The sequence below is a fragment of the Magnetococcus sp. PR-3 genome (assembly GCF_036689865.1).
Taxonomy (GTDB): domain Bacteria; phylum Pseudomonadota; class Magnetococcia; order Magnetococcales; family Magnetococcaceae; genus Magnetococcus.
This window is the reverse complement of record NZ_JBAHUQ010000071.1, coordinates 1-2,522: the sequence shown is the minus strand read 5'-3', so window position 1 is coordinate 2,522 and position 2,522 is coordinate 1. Positions and strand designations below refer to the sequence as shown.

The 2,522-nt window shown below is 46.9% G+C and carries 4 protein-coding genes; all 4 read left to right on the top strand.

Annotation, left to right across the window (positions count from 1 at the left end; genetic code table 11):
- On the top strand, positions 1-965 hold a 965-nt coding region (locus V5T57_RS20535; protein WP_332893143.1), incomplete at its 5' end, for a hypothetical protein.
- Entirely contained in the window at positions 949-1,332 is a 384-nt protein-coding gene (locus V5T57_RS20530; RefSeq protein WP_332893142.1) for a hypothetical protein, read from the top strand. The genes V5T57_RS20535 and V5T57_RS20530, both read left to right, overlap by 17 nt.
- On the top strand, positions 1,316-1,858 hold the full coding sequence (locus V5T57_RS20525) for a hypothetical protein (protein ID WP_332893141.1): 543 nt from the start codon (positions 1,316-1,318) through the stop codon (positions 1,856-1,858). Before V5T57_RS20530 ends, V5T57_RS20525 begins: the two co-directional genes overlap by 17 nt.
- Positions 1,842-2,516 carry a type IV secretory system conjugative DNA transfer family protein gene (locus tag V5T57_RS20520; protein ID WP_332893140.1) on the top strand — a complete coding sequence of 225 codons (675 nt, stop codon included), beginning with the start codon at positions 1,842-1,844 and terminating at the stop codon, positions 2,514-2,516. Before V5T57_RS20525 ends, V5T57_RS20520 begins: the two co-directional genes overlap by 17 nt.
- Positions 2,517-2,522 lie beyond the last annotated feature (6 nt).

Genomic DNA, 2,522 nt, shown 5'->3' with positions numbered 1-2,522 from the left:
AACTGTGGCTGTTTAAGGCTTCCACAGATGTAGAACAGTGGAATATCCGTGTTGAAGTAAAAGCACAGCAGCTTGCTATTGACGGTTATAGCAAGGTTAAGGAGCGCTTGCTTCATGTTTTAGGGGCGTTGGAGTGCAGGGTGATTAAAGAGTCTATTGGTCGTTTTGATTTGGCTGTAGACGTGAAAACAGCAGAAGACTTTGTTCCTGACCCGTTCATGATTGTTCGTCATAGCCGCACTAAAGTGATGACGAATTATGCCTCTATGCCAGAAGATGAGGCGGTGATTGTAGGTGCTCAAGAGGTGACGGGAATAACGGTTGGAAAGATGCCGCACAGGCAGGTTCAGATATACGACAAAAGGAGAGAGGTAAAAGAGAAAAACAATGGCCATTGGTACGAAATCTGGGGGGAAAAATTAGGATCTTGTCCAAGGATTTGGCGGACAGAGTTTCGTTTTGGCAAGCGTGCGCTTAAAGAGCAGTGGAATGTGTCCACGTTTGAACAGATAGAAGATGCTGTTCCGTCAATGCTTGATAACTGCATGGCCGAAATTCGCTATTTGAAAGAGAAAAACCCTGAAAATATCACTAGATCAATTGTCCACGATATGTGGAATCTGATCAGGGAAACAGTGGCTTTAGGTAGCTTTATGGATGGGCTTGGCAAGGTTGGTAGTGTGATAAAGGGCAAGATTGTAAAGGGTTTTAGGCGTGAGTTTAAGGAAAGAATGAACGCCCAAATCATGGGGATGTGTGGGTCTTGGGCGGTGGCGTGTGGCTTGAGGATTAAAGAAGCAAAAAACAAGGTTCCCTTGTATCTGTATCGAATGGGTAAGGAAGCGGTTAGCCAGGGTGGCGTTGAACGCTTAGAGAAGAGCATGAGGCGGGCAACGAAACGGCTGTTTTTGATTGATGATTATATGGGAAATGAAAGGGAGTGTGAGAATGCATCAGCAGCTTGATATTCAAGCAAAGTTACATGAACAGACCGTAGGTGCTGTGATATGTCCGGCGTGTGCAAGTGCGCGCAAGAATGGTTTTTTGTCCATGCGTTTGGATCGGCATGGAAAGGCGTATGGAAACTGTGTTGGTGAGTTCTCGGGTGATGTATGCCGGTATCATATTCGTGGTGGGGATTATTGGCGTCATCCCTCACGGATGCCTGGATATAAAACCGTTGAAGAGATGCGTGAATTACAGGCTAAGCAGAGGGCGTCACGTGCGGATCCCGTACGTACGGAATCCGTACGTACGGAGGAGTCACCCACACCTCCTGTTGAACAGCCCGTAAATGAAGGCGTAGGGGGTTTCGATGGATTTGGATGGTGAAGTCGAAAGTGCCTCTGATATAGATGTGGAGTCGGGGGTATTATCGAATCCTTTAGAGGGTATGGAGCTAGGGGAAGACGGGCTATATCAATTAACAGATTGTCTTGAACAGGAGGATGAATCAGAAGGCATGCCGGGGGTTGTTCGTGACAGGCTGGAACGTCAAGTTGAACGGATGTTGGACCCTGGCGTAATGAGGCGGATGGTGAAAGCACAGTTTCTTAGGGCGCATGAGAGGACAGGTTATGAAACCTACCGGCATGCTGCGGACGATCCATCGGTTCATGAGGCTGTTGATGCTACCTATGAGATGCTCATGGATTCCCCTGTCTTATCGTCTGCATTGGGCAAGATTGATAGTAAAACGCTTGAGCGAAGCCTTGTTATCGCCGCTGGAATCGGTCCAGTTGTTTATATGGCATGGCAAGAGGGGAGAAGTAGGAAGGAGAGGGATAAGGTACGCAAGGATAAAGGAACGGAGGGTAGCCAGATGGATAAGGGAACGGAAGATGAAGAAGCACGTTAAACCGGATGGTCAACGAGGCATGATATACGGATCGTCAGGGAGCGGAAAATCTGTGTTGATGGCTTCAGTTATCAGGTCGTGGAAGTCAGAGCGGTGCATAATCTTTGATCCCGAAGATATGCTTTCAGGTGATTTCCAGGATTATGATTTGATTGAAGGAAATATAGAAGATTTCAGGCGGTATTTATATAAAAAGTGGAACGGTCCCTTTAAGGTGATTTATGTTCCGCACCCTTCGGGAATCCCTGAGCAGCTTCATAATTTTTCTAAAGTGGTGTTCCAAATGCAGGATCATTATGGAGACTATCGGAAGCCATGGGCAAAGCCGTTGCATGTTGCTGTAGATGAATTGCATGAGGGTTGCCCTAAAGATATGCCCGCAAAGCTAGATGGTTATATTCAGTTATCTAAGCGTAGCCGTAAGCGTGGGATTCATCTTTTAGGGGCAACACAAAGACCTGTTGATGTGAAAGCCAGTGCGAGAACTCAAGCTCCTATCACGTACGTGATTGGGCAATTTCACAGACTGGACAAGAAAGAGCTTGAGGCTTCAGTAAACCCGGATGCGGTTTCGGAGGTCGAGGGGTCACCGAAATTTCACTATGCTATCTGCAGAGGGAATGTTGAATATAAGCTCTGCAAGCCAGCAGAGGTGTAAAAAAAA